At 71.0% G+C, this 18,791-nt stretch carries 16 protein-coding genes; 6 read left to right on the top strand and 10 right to left on the bottom strand.

The features are described 5' to 3' along the window. Positions 1-104 precede the first annotated feature (104 nt). Positions 105-1,604: an oligosaccharide flippase family protein gene (locus ELR47_RS07975; protein ID WP_130649418.1), complete on the top strand. Its 1,500-nt coding sequence runs from the start codon at positions 105-107 to the stop codon at positions 1,602-1,604. 7 nt (positions 1,605-1,611) lie between these two features. Further along, positions 1,612-2,787: a right-handed parallel beta-helix repeat-containing protein gene (locus tag ELR47_RS07970; RefSeq protein WP_130649417.1), complete on the top strand. Its 1,176-nt coding sequence runs from the start codon at positions 1,612-1,614 to the stop codon at positions 2,785-2,787. 28 nt (positions 2,788-2,815) lie between these two features. On the opposite strand, the gene ELR47_RS07965 is transcribed toward ELR47_RS07970, so the two are convergent. The 6 genes from ELR47_RS07965 to ELR47_RS07945 form a co-directional block, all read right to left on the bottom strand. Continuing rightward, positions 2,816-3,727, bottom strand: a complete 912-nt coding sequence (locus tag ELR47_RS07965) for a glycosyltransferase (protein WP_165403939.1) — start codon at positions 3,725-3,727, stop codon at positions 2,816-2,818. Then, entirely contained in the window at positions 3,720-5,045 is a 1,326-nt protein-coding gene (locus ELR47_RS18270) for a DUF2218 domain-containing protein (RefSeq protein WP_165403938.1), read from the bottom strand. The genes ELR47_RS07965 and ELR47_RS18270 overlap by 8 nt, the downstream gene beginning before the upstream one ends. Before the next feature lie 69 nt (positions 5,046-5,114). After that, entirely contained in the window at positions 5,115-6,563 is a 1,449-nt protein-coding gene (locus ELR47_RS07960; RefSeq protein WP_130649415.1) for an O-antigen ligase family protein, read from the bottom strand. After that, positions 6,560-7,270, bottom strand: a complete 711-nt coding sequence (locus ELR47_RS07955) for a hypothetical protein (protein ID WP_130649414.1) — start codon at positions 7,268-7,270, stop codon at positions 6,560-6,562. Before ELR47_RS07955 ends, ELR47_RS07960 begins: the two co-directional genes overlap by 4 nt. A gap of 67 nt (positions 7,271-7,337) precedes the next feature. Then, positions 7,338-8,276 carry a glycosyltransferase gene (locus ELR47_RS07950; RefSeq protein ID WP_130649413.1) on the bottom strand — a complete coding sequence of 313 codons (939 nt, stop codon included), beginning with the start codon at positions 8,274-8,276 and terminating at the stop codon, positions 7,338-7,340. After that, complete coding sequence (locus ELR47_RS07945) at positions 8,273-9,340, bottom strand: glycosyltransferase (protein ID WP_165403937.1); 1,068 nt, start codon at positions 9,338-9,340, stop codon at positions 8,273-8,275. Before ELR47_RS07945 ends, ELR47_RS07950 begins: the two co-directional genes overlap by 4 nt. Before the next feature lie 189 nt (positions 9,341-9,529). Here ELR47_RS07945 and ELR47_RS07940 point away from each other — a divergent pair, with 189 nt between their 5' ends. Together ELR47_RS07940 and ELR47_RS07935 are read left to right on the top strand one after the other, a co-directional pair. Then, on the top strand, positions 9,530-10,513 hold the full coding sequence (locus ELR47_RS07940; protein WP_165403936.1) for a glycosyltransferase family 2 protein: 984 nt from the start codon (positions 9,530-9,532) through the stop codon (positions 10,511-10,513). Then, positions 10,510-11,385 (top strand): glycosyltransferase family 2 protein, encoded by an 876-nt coding sequence (locus ELR47_RS07935; protein WP_130649410.1) that lies wholly within the window; start codon positions 10,510-10,512, stop codon positions 11,383-11,385. Before ELR47_RS07940 ends, ELR47_RS07935 begins: the two co-directional genes overlap by 4 nt. Positions 11,386-11,407: 22 nt before the next feature. On the opposite strand, the gene ELR47_RS07930 is transcribed toward ELR47_RS07935, so the two are convergent. After that, positions 11,408-13,087 (bottom strand): S-layer homology domain-containing protein, encoded by a 1,680-nt coding sequence (locus ELR47_RS07930; RefSeq protein ID WP_130649409.1) that lies wholly within the window; start codon positions 13,085-13,087, stop codon positions 11,408-11,410. A gap of 284 nt (positions 13,088-13,371) precedes the next feature. On the opposite strand from ELR47_RS07930, the gene ELR47_RS07925 reads away from it, so the two are divergent. Further along, positions 13,372-13,875, top strand: a complete 504-nt coding sequence (locus ELR47_RS07925; protein ID WP_165403935.1) for a VanZ family protein — start codon at positions 13,372-13,374, stop codon at positions 13,873-13,875. A gap of 19 nt (positions 13,876-13,894) precedes the next feature. Here ELR47_RS07925 and ELR47_RS07920 read toward each other — a convergent pair whose 3' ends face one another. After that, entirely contained in the window at positions 13,895-14,857 is a 963-nt protein-coding gene (locus tag ELR47_RS07920) for a mechanosensitive ion channel family protein (RefSeq protein WP_165403934.1), read from the bottom strand. A gap of 237 nt (positions 14,858-15,094) precedes the next feature. Further along, entirely contained in the window at positions 15,095-15,961 is an 867-nt protein-coding gene (locus ELR47_RS07915) for a hypothetical protein (RefSeq protein WP_130649406.1), read from the bottom strand. A gap of 433 nt (positions 15,962-16,394) precedes the next feature. Between ELR47_RS07915 and ELR47_RS07910 the strand changes: the two genes are divergently transcribed. After that, entirely contained in the window at positions 16,395-17,264 is an 870-nt protein-coding gene (locus ELR47_RS07910) for a glycosyltransferase family 2 protein (protein ID WP_130649405.1), read from the top strand. Between the two features lie 41 nt (positions 17,265-17,305). On the opposite strand, the gene ELR47_RS07905 is transcribed toward ELR47_RS07910, so the two are convergent. Beyond that, the gene (locus ELR47_RS07905; RefSeq protein WP_165403933.1) at positions 17,306-18,094 is read right to left on the bottom strand and encodes a glycosyltransferase family 2 protein; all 789 of its coding nucleotides are present in this window, start codon (positions 18,092-18,094) and stop codon (positions 17,306-17,308) included. Between the last annotated feature and the right edge of the window lie 697 nt (positions 18,095-18,791).

Here is an 18,791-nt window from a genome sequence, read left to right as displayed (position 1 = left end):
GTCCCCCTCGTCGAGTACCGGGTCGAGTGCCGGAAGGTGTCGGCTAGCGTGCGCCCGGCTGCGCGCAGTCGACTGTAGTCCGCGGACCGAGCACGGGGGCGGCCCTGACCAGCCACGACGGCACCGGCGACGCCGGGCCCGAACGCCCCGACGACGGCGTCGATCTGCGCACCACCGCGATCCGCGGGGCGGCATGGTCGGCGCTGGAGAAGTGGGGCGCCCGGCTGTTGTCGACCGCCGTGTTCATCGTGCTGGCCCGGCTGCTCGATCCGGCGGCGTTCGGTCTGGTCGCCCTGTCCGCGGCGATCGTGGACGTGACCGAACGCCTGCGCGAGCAGGGACTCACCCTCGCCGTGGTGCAGCGCAAGGACCTCACCGACCGGCAGGTCCACAGCGCGTTCTGGTTCAGCATCGTCTTCGGGGTGCTGCTCGGCGGGATCGTGGCCGCGCTCGCGGGTCCCTTCGCGATCCTGTTCGGCGAGCCGGGCATCCGTGACGTGCTGCCGTGGCTGGCGCTGGGCATGGTGCTCGCCGCGTTCGGGCGCATCCCGACGGCACTGGTGATGCGCCGTTTCGAGTTCCGGGCGCTGGCGCTGCGAGGGATCCTCGCCAACACCGTGGCCGGAGCCGTCGCCATCGGGCTCGCGTTCCTCGGGGCCGGGGTGTGGGCGCTGGTGGTGCAGAACCTGCTGCAGGCGCTCGTCACGACGGTCGTGGTCCTCACGATCGCGCGCTACCGGCCACGCGCCAGCTTCGACCGGACGGAGTTCCGGCCGCTGTGGCAGGTCGGCAACCGGGTGCTCGGGTTCGACCTGCTGACCCTGGCCCACAAGCGTGGCGACGACCTGGTGCTCGGCGCACTGATCGGTTCGGTCGCACTCGGCTACTACACGATCGCCTACCGGCTGCTGGCGGTCATGTCGGAGGCCCTGAGCAAGACCGTGCAGCAGGTGGCGGTGCCGACCTTCTCGCGTCTGCAGGACGAGCCGGTGCGGCTCGCGCGTGCCTTCTCGCAGGCCACGACCATGACCCTGACGGCGGCGATGCCGGCCGCCGTCGGCCTGGCCCTCGTGGCACCCGAGATCGTGCCGTTGGTGTTCGGAGCGCAGTGGCTGCCCGCCGTACCGGCCATGCAGTGGCTGTGCGTGGTCGTCGCCGTGCAGAACTTCGACTACTTCGTCTACGACGTGCTGTTGGCCTCGGGACGGGCCGGACTGCGGCTGTGGCTCCAGCTGGCCCGTGCCGTCACGTCGTTGACGTTCTTCGTGACGGCGGCCCTGGCCACGCAGGACTTCGTGGCCGTGGCGGCCAGCCAGGCGGCCGTCACGACCCTGTTCGTGCCGGTCAGTCTGGCGGTCATGCGCCGCACCGTGCGGCTCGACGTCGGCGCGTTCGCCCGACAGGTGGCGCCCGTCGTGCTCGCCACCGGCATCATGGTCGGCGGCGTGCTGCTCGTGCGGGCCACGATGGCCGGCGCGACGGATCTGGCCGTGCTGGTGGCGTGCGTCCTGGCCGGCGCCGCGACATACTCGCTCGGTCTGCTGCTCGTCGGCCGCGAACAGATCCGCGAGGTCCTCACCGCTGGCCGCTCGTTGCGCCCGTAGGAGTTCCATGCCCGCCGCGCACCCCGACGACCGCCCCGCCGCCGACATCGACACCCGGCGGCGGCAGGCCATGGCCGCCGCGCCGTTCGTCGTCGTCGCCGTGGCCCTGTTCGTCGCGCTGCTCCTGGTCCTCTTCGACGACGACGGGGACGGCGCGGTGCCCGCCGGTGACGCTCCGCCGTCGGCGCAGGAGGCACCTCCGACGCCGACGGACGGTGGGCCCGCCGCCGACCACGACCCGGACGGGGGAACCGAGGACGCGGCGGACCCGGCGCCGCCGTCTCCGACCTTCGCGCTCGACGACACCGTCGACGTCGACGAACTGTCGCCGACCGACCCACCCGACGACCGACCCGGGGACTTCGTCGAGGTCGACGGTCACGTGCGCGCCGCGACCGACTTCCCGTCCGAGGGCGAGGTCCCGGTGGCGCTGCTGCACCCGGAGGCGTTCGGCTTCCCCGGTCCCCGGACCACCGGCGTGCGCGAGGCGGAACTGCTCGAGGAGATCGACGGACGGGTCGATCTCGACCAGGACGGGCAGGTGTTCGAGAACGCGCTCGTGCGCGGCAACATCCGGGTCACCGCCCAGGACGTCGTGATCCGCAACGTACGGCTCGAGACCCGTGCCGAGTGGGGTATCGCCGTCGACCCCGAGGCCGGCGGCGGCAACCTCCTCGTCGAGGACACCACCATCGTCGGACAGGGCGACACCTGCATCGGCGGCATCGCCCATGCCCGGTTCACGGCGCGACGCGTGCAGGTCACCAACTGTGACGACGGGATGCGCATCGGGCCCGACACCACGGTCGAGGACAGCTTCGTCCACGGACTGCGCAAGTCCGACGGTGACGAACACAACGACCCGTTGCAGACCACCGGTGGCAGCAACATGGTGCTGCGCAACAACACTCTGATCTCGGTGTGGCAACGGCAGACCTCGTCGGTGTTCCTGCAGGCCATCTTCGGCACGATCGACGACGTCGTGGTCGAGGGGAACCTGCTGGCCGGCGGCTCGTACACGCTGTACGTCGAGTCCGTCGACCAGCCACCGGCGACGCGGGTGGTCGTCCGCGACAACGTGTTCGTCGCGGACTCCTCGATCTACGGCACCCACCGACTCGACGGCGACGCGGAGGTCACCTGGGAGGGCAACACGACCACGGACGGGGCGACGCTCGAGTGACCCTGGTGCGCCGCGGACGGCCGTGGGCTCAGAGGGGGACGCCAGCGCGTCGCAGCAGGCGCCGGACCCGCTTGCGGGCCTGGATGACCTTTCCGGGCAGACCGTCGTGGCGCGCCGGGTTCAGTGGCGCCCGTTGCACGCGCAGCGCCGAGATCGTCATCTCCCGTCGCCACTGGTCGACGGTGTGGACGCCCTCCATGCGGGCCGACAGCGGCGCCTCCCGGGCGAAGACCTCCGGGTCGCGCAGGGCGCTGAGGCGGAATCGAGGGTCGTCGAGGTGCTGCTCGCGCACGAACGGGTACAGCCAGCCGTTGAGCCATCCAGCGGCCGCCGCGCGGCGGCAGTACTGGGGGAAGGTCACCCCCTCGGGCAGTGGCCCGAGCCGCTCGACGATCTCGCGCTTCATCACGTAGCTGCTCCCCTGCACCCACAGGTTGCGCAGCAGCTGGTGTTCGCCGGGCAACGTGACCATCTTGCGGCGGGAGGCGAACCGGCGGTAGTCCTCGTCGAGGAAGCGCCATGCCCCGACCACCCCGAGCCGCGGGACGTCGACGTGGGCCGCGAGCATCGGGTCGGTGAAGGCGTGGTCGACGAGGCAGTCGTCGTCGACCTTGGACACGTAGGGGGCGTCCGACTCGGTCCACAGCCAGTTGGTCGGTGCACGCAGACCGAGGTTCTCGCGGCTGTGGTGGAAGCGGGCGAGCCGGGGGTGGTCCCGGTGGGCCTGCACCACCTCGAGGGTCTCGGCGTGGTCGCCGTTGTGCCACACCCACACGTTGACGTGTGGTCCGGTGGCCTCGAGCAACCGTGGCAACGCCAGGCGGGTGTAGTCGGGCCGCCGGTGGGTGATCATCAGCACGTCGACACGCGGCGGCGCGGCCCGGTCGGCGGTGTCGGCCGCCGGGTCGGCGGACGGAGGCGTCGAGGTCGCGTCAGACACGCTCGCGCCGCTCCTCCACCGGTCCGTCGTCGCTCGGCGTCCGCACGGCGGGATCATCGACGTCCCAGCGCTCGTCGACCGGCTCGTCGACGTCCCCGACCGGCTCGTCGGCATCCCCGACCGGCTCGTCGGCGTCCCCGACCGGCTCGTCGACGTCCCCGACCGGCTCGTCGGCATCCCCGACCGGCTCGTCGGCGTCCCCGACCGGCTCGTCGGCGTCCGCCAGGGCACGGCGACGGGCGGCACCGTCGACCGCGAGGCCGGCGGCCAGCGCGAGCAGACCGAAGATCCCGAGGGCGATCATCGCCAGACGGCGGCCCTCGGACGTCGTCAACTCCTGCGGCGGGTCGCGGACCAGCTCCGCGAAGCCGAGCCACTGCTCCTGGGGGACCCCGTGCACCTGCTGGAGACGCTCGAGGCGCTCGTCGGCGACGTCGCGGACGGCGACCCAGACGCGTTCGGCGTCCTCCTCGGACGGGGCCTCGACGGTGATGTCGAGCAGCGGCGCCTGGTCGGCCGCGAGCTGCGCCACGGTGTAGTCGAACTCGACGCCACCGGTGGCGGCCTCGACGGCGGCGTACGACTCCGCGGCGAGCATCAGCTCGGTCACGACCTGCAGCGCATAGCCGCTGGCGATCGGCTCGCCCCCGCCGACGTCGAGTTCCCGGATGCGCAGCAGCGCGGACGACTGGAACGCTCCCCGGCCGTCGCTCGACGGCGAGGCCTCCTGCGGGAACACGACCTGCTCGAGGACCCGCTGCTCACCGATGATCTGCGCCGCCTCGACGTACTTCTCCTCGAGCAGCGCCTGTGCCTCGGCCGGGTCGTCGCTGAACACGTCGATGCGCAACGTCGTGTTGGACACCCCGTTGGCACGCAGGCTGGCACCGCTGCCCTCGTCGGGGTTGGTCGTCGCGCGACCGTCGAGGTTGATGATCTCGGCCAGCAGCCCGGCGCTGATGCCCTCGTCCTCGTCCTGCTCGTTCGCTGCGGCCCCCGCCGCGTCGCCGTCCTCGCCTTCGAGGGCACCGTCGACCGTGCCGTCGTCGACCGTGTCGTCGTCGAGCGCGTCAGCGACCGTCCCGTCGCCCTCGGGCACGTCGCCGTCGGGCGGGGTCTCGTCACGGGCGGCGCCGAAGTCCCCGCCGGCCTCCGCGTCCAGTACGGCCCGGTCGGCGAGCAGCACCGAACCGTTCACCTCGTGCACCCGTTCGGCGTTGACGAGGATGAAGACTGCGGCCACGACGCCGAGCGCGAGCAGTGGCACGGTCACGTACCAGCGTCGGACGCTGACACGGACGAGCTCGACCGGATCCAACGAGTCCCCTTCGACTCAGCAGTACGACGGCCCAGCGAAGTGTGCGGGGCCGTCGTCGACGGCGCCACCTTAGCGATCAGCCCCCGGGTGTCGACGTGGACCGTGCGCCCGGTCCGCAGCGCGCCCATCGTCCCCGTCGGTTCCCGGGGCAGGGACGTCGGCGACCGCGACGGCGTCGGTCGTGGTCGGCTCGCCGCTGGTGACCAGCGTCCACAGCGCACCCAGCAGCCCGATCACGAGGAACAGCAGGCTGAGGTGGATGCGATACCAGAAGGCGGTGTAGGTGGCGCTCGAGACGGCCAACGCGGCGATCGCGCCGACCAGGGCCATCGCCAACGAGGCATCGGCAGCGGTGCGTCGCCGGTCGAGGAAGATCGCGATGCCGACGCCGACCGCGATGCCGACCAGCAGCACCGTCAGGGCGAGACCCACCAGGCCGAGCTCGATCGCGCTCTGGTAGAGCTGCTGGTCGAGCAGCGTGCCCTCCTCGACGGTGTAGGTGCCCAGGCCGCGACCGAGCCAGGGCCGCTGCATCGTCGTCTCGAAGGCGATCGGGAACCGCTCGAGCCGGGCCTGCGCGCTCGGGTCGGTCTCCAGCGTCCCGAACAGCGACCGGAACGTGCTGATGAGGTTGGGAAGGGCCAGCCAGGACACGACCAGGCCGGCCATGGCGACCAGCAACGTGTTGGCGCGACGGCGCCAGTCCCAGTGCAGCAGCAGTGGCAACAGGGCCGCCCCGGCAGCGAGCACCCCGGACCGCGATACCGACAGCAGCACCCCGCTGGCGATCAGTGCGACCGCGATCCACCATCGGACGCGACGTCGGTGCGGGGCCGCCAGGGCGACGTGCAACGCCGGCGGCAGCGCGGCACCCAGGACGACGCCGTACTCGATCGGGTGCAGGGTGGTCCCGGCGGGTCGGTTCATCCCGCTGCGGGAGAACACCCCGTCGAACGGGGTGCTGTAGTCGAGCCCCGGGAGGTCCAGCAGCGCCGGCAGGTCGAATCCGGTGAAGAACTGCACGTGGCCGACCACGGCGCAGGCCGCAGCACCCACGACGACCGCCTTGAGCACCGCATGCAGCTGACGACGCCCGGGCAGGGTGTCGCTGACGAACAGCGCCACCCCGATCATCGTCAGGTTGATGATGAGGATGCGGGTCGAGGAGCTGGCCTCGAGGCCGGTCTGGGGTCGCAACTGCAGCACGAGGTGGTTGAGCAGCAACAGCACCGCGTAGGGCACCAGCGCCCAGCGGATCGGGTTGGGCCCCCGGTGCAGGTCACCGCCGGGGACGACCTTGTCCATGCACCACATCAGCGCGAGCAGGATGCCCAGCAACAGCGCCGGCTGGCCGATGCCGCCCATGGCCATCACCGTCAACCGGGCCGGGAGGACGAACAGCAGCAGCACGTAGGCGATGACCAGCGGCGTGGTGACGTCACGGCCGGTCCGCAGCGTGGTCGCCGGACCGAGCCCGTCCTGCCGACGACGTTCTCCAGGGCGGATGGCGAGGCTCATGGATGCGCCCCCGGCGCGTCGGACGCGTCCGGCGCGTCGCGTCGACGGTCGCCGGCAGGACCGGCGATCCAGCGGGCACCGTCGAGGCCGATCCAGATCCCGATGGCGAACACCGCACCGACGAGCCAGAAGAACGGTTCGAGCAGCCCCTCGGGATCGAGCCGCGGCGGCGCCTCGGCCGGCAGGGCCATCAGCGACAGCGACGACTGCCCGGCGTCCTCCCGCGCGACCTGGAGCGCGGCCAGGTCGCCACGCAGACCGGCCACCGTGGCGGCGAGGGCGGGGGCGATCTGCTCGCGCTCGACCCCGCGGACGGTGAGCCCGAGCAACGGGGCCGCGTCCCAGCGGTGGTACTCGATCGTCACCTCGCTGCCGGGGACGCCCGTCAGTCGCGCGGCCACGCCCGGTTCCTCGGTCCTGGCCCGCAGCAGTTCGGCGTAGTAGCCCGTCCCCGTCCGACCCTGGTACTGCGGTTCGACGGCCGGGACCCCCTCGCCATCGGCCGTCACCGTGGCCGTGCTCGACAGCTCGAGCTCGTCGTGGACGAAGAGCAGGTCCGCCGACGCCTGGTAGCGCACCTCGGCCGTCACGAAGGCCATCACCAGACAGAGCAGCGCCACCGCCAGCAGCAACCGGCGCAGCAGGCGCGCCGACACCCGCCGGCGGGGAGACGCGGCGGCGCGCAGGACGGTCAGCGACGTGCTCATCGAGGGGACGACCAGGACTGGGAAGGGGCGTCGGACGTGGCGTTGGCAGGGTGACCCACGGCGGCGGTCAGGTCAACGGGAATGGGCGGGTGTCCCCGAGGCGGACCGCCTCGAACGACGCCGCCTCGGTCAGGGTGTCCAGGGTCAGTTCCTCGACCCTCCGGACGATCCCCAGACCAGCGGCCGCGAGCCGCTCGGCGATCTCGAACTGGTGACCGTCGACGTGCTCACCGTGCAGCGGGTCCCGTGGTACCAGCACCGGAGCCTTGCCGTTGGCCAGCGCCGTGAGCGCCGAGCCGGTGCCGGCGTGCGAGACCACCACGTCGGCGGCGACGATCGCGGCCTCGAGTGCGGTTGCGGGCAGCTCGACGGTCGGTTCGATCGGCAGGCCCGTCACGTCGGTGGTGCCGGTCTGCCACAGCACCTCGACGTCGGCGGGCAGGATCGTGAGCAGCCGCTCGCACAGCCGCCGGAACCCGCCGAAGGTCGACGTGCCCAGGGTGACCACGACCCGGCGGATCCCCCCGGTGGCCCGCGGCCGCAGGGTGAAGCCGTCGAACACGTCGCCGACGTAGCGCCAGCGGTGGTCCGCCCAGTCGGTGCTCTGGGTGTAGAGGTGGACGGCGGGCAGCCGTTGCAGGAGCTGTCCCGCCCGCGACGGACCGGCGGTGCGGGTCGCCGACTCGATGTAGTGGACCTCGGCCCCCCGTGCCGCGGCCAGCGGCAGCACCGACACCGCCAGGCTCGACCCGGTGGACACGGCGACATCGACCGACCGGCCCCGCAGGGCCCGCGCGGCGATGCGCGCGTTGCTGACCGCGTCCCCGATGCTGCCCGCCCGTGGATAGGGCAGGTAGCAGACGGTCTGGTCGGCCAGCAGCGAGCGACTCTGCTCGCCGTCGTTGGTCATCCACAGCACGTCGCCCTGGACGTCGAGCCGGGGCAGCAACTCGAGCAGCTGCCGCAGGTGGCCGCCGAGGTTGGCGACCGCGAGGATGGTCGTCATGGCACGCGGACCTCCGCGTCCGGAGCGGTACCGAGCACGGCGGCGTACGCCTCGAGCAGTCCGCGGCGCTGCGCCTCGCCGGAGTGGCGGGCGTCGAGCTGGCGCGAGGCGTCACTCGCCGCACGCAGCGCGTCGGGATCTCCGAGCGCCCGGATCGAGTCGGCGACCTCCGCCGGGGTGTCCCCGAGCCCCTCGACGCCGAGCGAGGCCAGTGCCGGGATGCGTCGGCCGACGATCGGGCGTCCCAACGCCGCCGCCTCGAGCAGCGTGACCGGGGCCCCTTCCCACGCGGCGGTGTGCAGGTAGACCGCCGAGGAGGCCAGGGTGTCCAGGACCTGCTCCCGGGTACGCCAGCCCGGCAGGGCGACGCCGTTGGCCTCGAGCACGGACCGGTAGGCGTCGGGCCCGTCCCCGATCCAGGTGAACCGCCACCCCTCGTCGCGCAGGCGTCCGGCCACGTCCGCGAAGAAGTACGGGTCCTTCTGCGCCGAGAACCGGCCGATGCCGAGCACGGTGCGCTCGACGGGTTCCGCGGGAGACACGTCGGCGACCCGCGCGACGTTGGGCACGTACACGATCCTGGCCGCGCCGTTGCTCAGGTCGGAGGCCAGTTCGGCCTCACGTGGACTGACCGCGGCGACGACCCCGGTGCGGGGGGCCAACGCCCGCTCGACGCCGTGGACGGTCCGTCGCACCAGCGGGGACAGGTCGACCCGCTCGAAGGCGTAGCAGTGGGGCGTGTAGACGATCCGTCGGGTCGGGATGGCCGAGGCGCGGACCCATACCCCCGCGAACGAGGAATGGGCGTGCACGACGTCGGGCCGCAGGCGCCGGTGGATCCGGTGCAGCGCGTACGCGGCCCGGTCGAGACGGCGCGGGCAGGGCACCCAGCGCTTGGCCGGCGGCACGAGCGCCTCGCCGGTGGCGTGTCCCGGACGTGGCGGTCCCAGCACGACGTGGTCGAACTCCGGCACCGATCGCAGGTGGTCGATCAAGGCCGACTGGACGCCACCGCCGAGCGCCTCGACGACGTGCAGCACCAATGGACGGTCACGCTCGCGCAAGGTTTCGACTCCGGAGGCCCCAGCAGGCGCCGAGACTAGCGACGGTCGCCCCCGGCGGATCGCGACCGTGCGGCACCGCTCGGAACCGCTGGGACGTGGTGCGCGCATCGGCCGGGCGGGCGGCCCTGGACCGGGCGCCGGATCCGGACGGCACCTAGGTTCTGCGGCCCGCCCAGAAGAGGACACTGCGTGAGCGACCTCGCCGTCAGCGTCATCGTGCTGACCTTCCACTCGCGACGCACGATCGACGCCTGTCTGGACGCGCTGGCGCCGCAGGTCGCCGAGGTCGGCGGCGAGCTCGTGGTGGCCGACAACGGCTCGACCGACGGCACCGTCGAGCACGTCCGTGGCCGCGGTGACGCGCGGGTGCTGGCCTTCGGCGAGAACCTCGGGTTCGCCGGCGGCTGCAACCGGGCCGTCGCGGCGACGGCCTCACCGGTCGTCGTGCTGGTCAACCCCGACGCGGTGCTCGCACCCGGCGGCCTGGCACGTCTGGTGGCGGCCGTGCGATCGCGCCCGCGGATCGGGCTCCTGGGCGCCCGCGCCGTCCATGCCGACGGTCGCTACGACGAACGCTGCGTGCTCGGCCTGCCGAACCTCTCCGGAGCGGTGGCGTTCGCCACGTTGCTCGACGTTCCCCTGCGCCGCCGGGTGCCGACGCTGGTGGGTCACGGTCCGGTCGAACTCGCCGCCGGTGCGGGGGTTCGACGCGTCCCGGCCGTGTCGGGTGCGGTGCTGGCCGTACGCCGGGAGGCCTGGGAACAGCTGGGCGGCTTCGACGAGGCGTTCTTCCTGTACGGCGAGGACGTCGACCTCGCCGCCCGCGCGGCCCGGCACGGTCGGCCGACCGCGGTCCACACCGACGTCGACTACACCCATGTCGGGGCGGCGTCGTCGTCCGATCCGTTGCGTCGCGACGTGCTGTTGTTCCGGGGCAAGGCGCAGCTGTACCGCACCCATCTCGGTCCGCTCCTCGGCCCGCTGGCGGTCGCCCTGCTGGTCGTCGGCGCGGCCGTCCGCGGCCGGATCGGTCGACTGCTGCCGGGCCGACGGCGAGCCGCCGCCAACTGGCAGGCCCTGTTCGAGCACCGTCGGGCGTGGACCGGTGGGCACCCGACGGTCGGCGACCGCACCGCCGCCGAGCTCACGGCGGCCCGTGCGGCGGCGGCATGAGCAGCGGCGGCAGCAGCAGCAGCGGCGGCAGCGGTCCGTCGGCCAGCGTCGTCATCCCGGCGCATGACGAGGGGGCGGTCATCGACCGGTGCCTGCGGGTGCTGCTCGAGGACGTCCGCCCCGGCGAGTTCGAGGTGATCGTGGTCTGCAACGGCTGCGGCGACGACACCGCCGAGCGCGCCCGCCGCCATCCGGGCGTGCGCGTCGAGGAGATCGCCGAACCCTCCAAGCAGGCCGCCCTGCAGCGCGGTGACGACGTCGCGAGCGTGTACCCGCGCATCTACCTCGACGCGGACGTGCAGATGCACGGTCGCACGGCACGGGCGCTGGCCGCGGAGCTGCGCGAACGGGGCCTCGCCGGGGCGCCGGCACCGCGCTTCGACGCGTCTGCCGCGAGTGCCGCCGTGCGGTCCTACTTCGGCTTCCTGTCCCGGCATCCGGTCTACGGGGCCGGCTACGTCGGTTCGGGCGTGTTCGCGCTGACCCGTGCGGGGCGGGAGCGGTTCGGGCCGTGGCCTCGTGACCTTCCCGACGACGCGTTCGTGCAGCGGTTGATCCCGCCGCAGGACCGGGTGCGCTCCCCCGGGACGTTCGTGATCTCGACGCCACGGACGATGCGGGCGCAACTGCAGCGCAGCGTGCGCATCCAGCGCCTGAACCGGCGCCTCGAGCGCGTCGACGACGCGTCGGTGTCGGGCTCGACGACCGATTCGACCCGCACGTTCCTGCTCCGACACCTGCGGCAGCCGCGATGGTGGCCGGGGGCGGCGTTGTTCGTCCTGGTCGCGGTGGTCAGTCGCGTCCTGGCCCGACTCGCCGAGCGCCGCGGCCAGGACCGCTGGCTGCGCGACGAGACCAGCCGCGCCGCGTGACCGGCGCGACCGGCGCGGCCGGTCAGGACAGCCGTTGGCCACTCGAGGTGACGTTGTCGCGCCAGGTGACCTGGGCGTCGCGGAACCGTCGGTGGCCGTACAGCCACGAGTCCTGCACGAACACGTTGTCGCGGATGTGCACGTTGGTCGGTCCGGGCTGCTCGCCGACGTTCTCGACGTAGACGGTGTAGGTGCCGCCGCTCATCAGGTTGCCCTCCACCACGACGTTGTCGATCGGGCCGAAGATCGCCTGGAGGAAGACCGACGAGGTCTGCCGCTTCCACACGGAGATCAGCGTGTTGTTGCGGATGCGGATGTTGCTGCCGCCGGTGGTCTGCAGCGCGTCGTTGTGCTCGTCGCCCTTGGACTTGCGCAGGCCGTGGACGAAGGAGCCCTCGACGGTGGTGTCGGGCCCGATGCGCATGCCGTCGTCACAATTGGTGACCTCGACCCGTCGGGCGGTGAAGTTCCCGTGGGCGATGCCGGCGATGCACGTGTCGCCCTGGCCGATGATCTCGGTGTCGACCACGAGCAGTCGGCGGGCGCCGTTGCGACTGTCGACGTGGATGCCCCAGTCCGCACCGGTCTCGAGGCGCACGTTGCGGATGGTGACGTCCTTGCCGGTGACGTAGATCCGGCCCCGGACCAACGCGTTCTCGAACACCTCGCCGTCGCGGGAGAGGTTCACGCGGCCCTCGACCAGCCGCAGGCGGGACGGGTCGGTCACCCCGGTGGTCGAGGGCCCCGGGAAGCCGAGGGCCTCCGGGTCGCGGATCGGCTCCGGCAGGGTGCTGTCGCGGGGGCCGTCGGTCGGCACCACGACGCGAGGCGCGGCCGGGGCGGCCGGCAGGGGCGCCGTGGGGGCCGACGGCGCGGGTGCGGCGGGGGTCGACGGCGCCGGCGCCGACGGGTCGGACGGTGGGATGTCGGGGTCGGCGATCGCCTGCTGCAGCCGGACCAGGAAGGTGGCCATCTGCTCCCGGGTGACCTGCACGCCGGGACGGAACGTGCCGTCGGCGTGACCGGCGGCGATGCCGGCGCCGATGACCTGCCGGACCTCGTGTTCGAACGTGGTTCCCACGACGTCGCGGGGAGCGGCGGCGAGAGCCACCGGTCCGGCCGTCGCCGGTTGCAGGTGGCGGTGGGTGCGCGCGAGCAGCGCCGCCATCTGGCCACGGTTGAGTTGCCGGTCGGGGGCGAAGGTGGTGGCGCTCGTGCCGCTGACGATGCCGGCGGCGGTGAGTGCGCCGATCGCCTCGGCGTGGGTGGAACCGGCCGGGACGTCGGTGAACGGGACCGCGGCGGGCGCCGGGCGGCCACGCTCGACGGTGACGAGCCGGTGGAGGAAGGTCGCGAACTGCGCGCGGCTGACCGGGTTCGTGGGACGGAACGTGCCGTCGCCATAGCCGACCACGACCTGCTGCGCAGCGAGGCAGACGACGTTGTCGCGGTGGACGCCGGCACCCACGTCGGCCAGACGCACCGCACCGACGTCCCGGGGGCAGCTGCGGGCGACGCCGCCCGCGGTGAGCGACGTGGCGCCGGCCGCGGCCAGCGGCGTGGCGGGAGCCGCGGTCGGCGGCGTGGCGGGGGCCGCGTTCGGCGGCGTGGCAGCGGCCGCGGCGAGCGGTGTCGCCAGCAGTGCCGCCGTGATGGTCAACGCCGGCAGCAGACGAGCGCGGCGGCGGAAGGATGGGCGCATGGTGACCTCGGTGACGTCCCTGTCACCGGATCCCGTCGGCCGGACGCCTCCGGGACCTTGCGTTGCCCGTCGCCGGGTGCAGTCCTCGCGCGGGATCCGCTGCGGTCGGCCCGGAACCTGAGATCTCGATGAGCGGTGCTCAAGCGTTCGGTCCGACGTGCCGAAGCTCCGCGGGACGCGTGATCGCGCGCATGGCGGTCCGCGGGTCGAGGGCCGCACCGGCCGCCGGCGACCGCAGTAGCATCCGCCGGCCGGAACGACGTAGGGGCGAAGGGCGGGGCGGCGTGACCGACGATGCCGGACCGGGGGTCGACCGTGCTCCGCGTGCCGACGAGTGCCCACGGGACGGCAGCCTGCGCGAGCAGCTGCGGATGCCCTCGCCGGGCCTGGTCGGGAACCTGCTGTGGTTCGCGGCGGGCATCGCCGTCGGCGCCATCGTCACGCTGACGCTGTTCCCCGGGTCGCCGGCCCCGTTCCTGTGGGCCGCGGACCGTCTGGCCCCGAGGGGCGTCGAGCCCGGCGAGCTGGCCTTCGTCCTCAACGTGGCCCTGTTCGTACCCGTCGGGCTCGTGCTGGGACTGGCCTCCCGCCCACGTCTGCTGTGGCTCGCTCCGGCCGCCTCCGTGATGATCGAACTGACGCAGTGGCTCGTCCCGCAACGGCAACCGAACGTGTGGGACGTCGTGGCGAACACCGGTGGTGCGCTGCTCGGGTACGTCGTCGGCGCGCTCGTGCTCCGACTGCTGCAACGGGCTCGGGACGGCGGGACGGCGGGCGCCGGAGGGTGAACCCGACGTCCCGGGACCGTCACCGCTCGGTGTGCTCCGGACGGCTCGCGCGGCTCCCAGGTCCCAGCTCGAGCCCGCTGCGGCCCCACTCGAGGGTGCGGATCGGCCAGGGAATGGTCATCCCGGCCGCCTCGACGCCCGACTTGGCCGCACGCAGGACGCGGTCGCGGACGTGGCGGACGGTGCGCATGTCCGGGGCGGTCCAGTAGGCGAGCTCGAAGTCGACGCTCGAGTCACCGAGCTCGATGCACAGCACCTCGGGTGCCGGGTGCGCCAGGACCCCGTCGACGGCGGCCACCGCGTCGTGGAGCACCTCGCGGGCGCGGTCGTGGTCGTCGCGGTAGTCGATGCCCACGACGACGCGGGTGCGGCGGGCGCCGAGCCGTGTGAGGTTGATGATCGGCTCGGTGAACACGGTCGCGTTGGGGATCAGGACCAGTTCACCGTCGAAGTCGCGCAGGCGCGTGACCCGCAGGTCGATGTCGTCGACCGTGCCGGCGTATTCGTTGGTCTCGATCTGGTCACCCGCACGGAACGGGCGCCGCATGAGGATCAGGATGCCGGCGACGAAGTTCTCCAGGATGTTCTGCAGCGCGAACGCGAGCGCCAGGCCGGCGAGTCCCAGACCGGCGAGGACCGCGCCGACCTCGACGCCGGCGATGTTGAGCGCGAACAACAGGACGGAGACGACGAGGAAGACGCGGAGCAGGTTGATGACGAGGCGTTCGGCGGAGCGCTCGATGCGGGCGCGCCGCAGGCCGTGCTCGGTCCAGCGCAGCAGCAGTTTGACGAACAGCAGGCCGACGACCAGCAGCAGCAGCCCGAGGACGATCAGCGGCAGCCGGGACAGGAAGCCTTCCGCGAGTGTGCGGGACGCCTCCCCCAGCACGTCGAGGATGCTGCCCGGATCGGTGATGTCCACGTCGACGTCGCGCAGGATCGGCTCGGTCGGCTCCGTCGGCTCCGCCTCGAGCTCCTGCACGATCTCCCTCGCCGTCGTGACGCCGTCCGCGACGCTAGGAGGTTTCGCGGGTCATCACCCCTGACCGTCCGCCCGAAGGGCCGTTGCCGCTGCGGGGTAGCGCGCGAGACGACGCGCCGCTGAGCTGTCGCCCTGCGAGAAGACGGGCAGCGCCATTCGATGGGCATCGCACGGGTCGGCAGCGGAAGAGATCGCACCGTCGCAAGGAGTCAGCAGCAGCCGGCTGCAACCGCGCCTTCAGTTCGGTCCGACCGGCAGGCGGACCACGACGCCACGGATGCAACGCTTGCTCCCCATCCGCCATCGCTTGAGCTGCAGACGCCGTGGCTCACCACCTGCTCGGAGCAGCGCGACAACACGCCCGGCTTCGACGAGAAACGCCACGAGCGCACGATCCGGGCGTCTCCAGACCCTGCCCACCGTTCGCGGCGCGCGAAGCTGCTGCAGTCCGTGCTGCTCTCGCACCCGCTCCCAATCGGCGATTCTCTGCGCCTTGCTCTGCAGGCGTTCGATCTCGCGCTGGCCTTCACGGTCGAGCGGATTGATACACACGACCTCGTCTACGACCGCGAACATCCGAGCGCCGCTACAAAGCACCTCGGTGTACCACCAGTCGACCCCCCAGCCGGTCAGGGATCCGTCATAGACGTCGAGGAACGTGATCAGTTGCTCTGCGGCGAACAACGGGGCATTGACCTCCACCAGTTCGACATACCGCAGCGACGTCCAGGGTGAAGGCGTCGAAATTGCATAGCTCACTCTGCCGCGGCGATCGAAGGCCGGCTGGGCGATGCAGAGGTTGTAGTGTTCCCGAACATCGAAGAGGCGAAGCACTTCGATGTTCGTCAGTGCAAGATCGTCATCCAGTACGAGAACGGCATCATAGCTACCCAGATTCGCCACATTCGACCGGTGCGCCGCCAACAGGTTCGGCCACTTGCCCCCCTTGCGCTCGACAAGTTGGCCTCGACGGGCGAGGTCGTTCTGGACGCCCCGGTCGTCGCCGTAGAAGTAGATCAAGACGTCGAAACCGTTGCCGCTCACCAGCGACGGGTCGAGTCGGTGGCGGTCGCCGGCCGAGACGAACACCAGTCTACGTTCCACCTTGCACCCCTCTCCCCAGCCGCACTGTACGTCGCGGTTGCACCCAGCAAGGTCGTGCTGACGAAGCAAGTCGCACACTTGGTCCCATGGCATCGGCGGAGTCCGCCGACGACCAGGACCTGACACCACCGTAGGGGCGGTCGATGATCTCCCCGATGGCGCCAGTCCGACGGCACGGACGCCGGTTCGACGGCATCCGGCCCGCCGGCGTCGCAGCGCTCAGCGATGCCGGCGTGCCGTACGCCTTCCCGACGCCCGCGACGGCGGCCACTGCGCGCAACGGCTGCAGCCCCCGAGTGCTCGGAACCCTCTCGGGTTCAGCATCCCGCCGTCCCGGAACACCGGTGACGGGGACATTCGCAACCCATGACGGCGCCACGTGAAGTGGTTCCGTCTAAGCTGCCACCGAACTGTCGCGGAAGTGGGGCTCCCGATGAAGGTCGTTTCGGTCGTCATACCGGCGCGAAACGCTGAGGCCACTATCGGACTGCAGTTGGATGCGCTGCAGCGGCAGGAGCTCCATCATGGATTCGAGCTTGCCGAGATCCTCGTTGCTGATAACGGTTCCACGGACGGAACCGCAGCTGTCGTCAGAACATTCTCGATCGGAGATCCGCGAGTACGACTGGTGGATGCTTCGAAGCGGACGGGGATCAATTTCGCAAGAAATACCGGAGTCGAGATTGCCCGCGGCGACCTGATTCTCCATTGCGACGCCGATGATGTCGCTGATGTCCGCTGGGTCCTCTCGATGGCTCGAGAACTCGAATCCGCAGACCTCGTTGGCGGAGCGCTCTCCGTCGAACAGTTGAACACTTCGATGCAGCGAGAGTGGCAAGGCGGGGAGAGGAAATCGCTACCCGTCAGCGCGTCCTTCCTTCCCTACGCCGTAGGCGCGAGTCTCGGATTTCGACGCGAAGTGTATGAATCGATCGGCGGTTGGGACGAGACGTTCGCGGCGGGGGGCGACGAGATCGACTTCTGCTGGAGAGCCCAGCTGGCAGGCTTCCGTATCGCTTTCGCGGAAGACGCAATCATGCACTACCGCCTACCGGGGACGCTCGGTGAGCTCCGCAGGAAGGCCTATAGGAAGGCAAAGGCGGGTCCGAGACTCTACCGGAAGTACCGACAGGATGGGGCGGCACGTCGACCACTTCGAGAAGTGATTCGAGCGATAGCCTGGCTCGTTTGGTTCCTCCCCCGTTTACCCAATAGGCGGACCCGCGGCGTGTGGGTCCGAAGCCTGAGTTCACTCTGCGGACGAGCGGCTGGCAGTTGGGAATCCCGAGTCCTCTATCTTTGATTGCTCTTTCGATCCAGCGTCAGAGTCCCCTCAACTCTCTGTTATCCGCGAAACGTCCGGCCATAGTGCGCAAGCGACGCGAGGGTCGGACGAATCCTGATCGAACGCAGGTACGCCGATCGTGCTTGATCCCTTTGGCCCAGCTTGTCATGCATCAGCCCGATTCTCTTCCAGCGGAAGGAAGCGGCTCTGGGATGCATGTCGAAGTACCCTCGTCGTTCCTCCAGCAGACGTAAGCTGGACGTTATCCGCTTGTCTGCTCCGTAGCCGCGACGCACTCCGTCATGCTCACGTACGAACAGTCCTTGAGCCGACACCGTAGCAACCGCGAAACTTTCGCTGAGGTCAAGCCACCATGCCAGGTCTTCAGCAGCGCGATAGCTCTCGTCCATCGGCACCCACGCCGACCGACGCAGTGCGGTGGCACCCGGATTCGGCGTCAAACCGTCGAGCACTACGTCATGAACGAACCCCTCGAGCCTTCGAATCCCCGTAGGTGACTGCCCACAGATTGCGATCGGTGCGCGCCCGAACGCGGCCAGCGCCATAGCCAACCGCTCGGGATGCCAACGATCGTCATCGTCAAGAAGGGCTACGTACTGACTGTCAGACATCGCGACCCCGTGATTCCGAGCAGCGGCCGGGCCACTGTTGACGGGCAAGCGCACCACCCTGACTCTTGCATCGTCGACCTCGACAGGCTCGGGGGACGCGTCGTCGACGACGATGACCTCGAAGTCACGCACCGTTTGCTGAAAGATCGTCTTGATGGCATCCGACAGGTAAGCGGGCCTGCCGAAAGAAGGAACGACGACCGTAAACAACGGCATGTGTTGGATCCTGTGCATCTCTGGTAGATCGAGTGCGATTCGTTCGTTCTCATCTCGAGATGATTGGTCGCCCGCCCGGCGTAGCACAGGAGCGAACTCCGTGTCCGCTGCAGCGGCTTCGGCTGGACCGTACGAGCCGGCAGACGGGCATCGGCAGGATGCCACGACCGTTTGGCTTGCGGGGCGTCAACGGACACCGAACTTCCTCGGGCGCCACGAAACCCCTCGCACTGGGCGGATGGCCGAGCAGCCCGGGCCTCACCATGGTGGTGGGTACATCGCTCGGTGACGCTCGGCGAGATCCCGTACGACCTTGGTGCTCGAGGTGTCCACCCACCGAGCGACCGAGCCCGTACGTGCGCCCCAACACCGCTTTTCTGGAGGTGGGGCGAGGCGCTGCTCGCCCCGGCCCTGGTCCGGCCCGGCCGACGCCCACCTCGACGACGGCTGCGAGCTGCTCGCCGAGGTCGAGTACCTGCTCGCCAGGAAGAGGCAAGGAGTACACCACACGCGGTCACGAACTGCCGACGGCTTGTGTAGGCGGCGAATGTCCGGCTCCGCCGCCTCCAGCAAGCGCGCGGGCGGGATCCACGGCAGGTGTTCGACGAAGGATCGATGCCCTGCCACGCCGGTCATCAGCTGCCTGCGCGGCCGGATCCGGCACGCTCGGCTCGCGGACAGACGGTGCGGACGGTCA

This window comes from Egicoccus halophilus, from assembly GCF_004300825.1.
GTDB lineage: Bacteria > Actinomycetota > Nitriliruptoria > Nitriliruptorales > Nitriliruptoraceae > Egicoccus > Egicoccus halophilus.
This window is presented reverse-complemented; position numbering and strand designations above follow the sequence as displayed.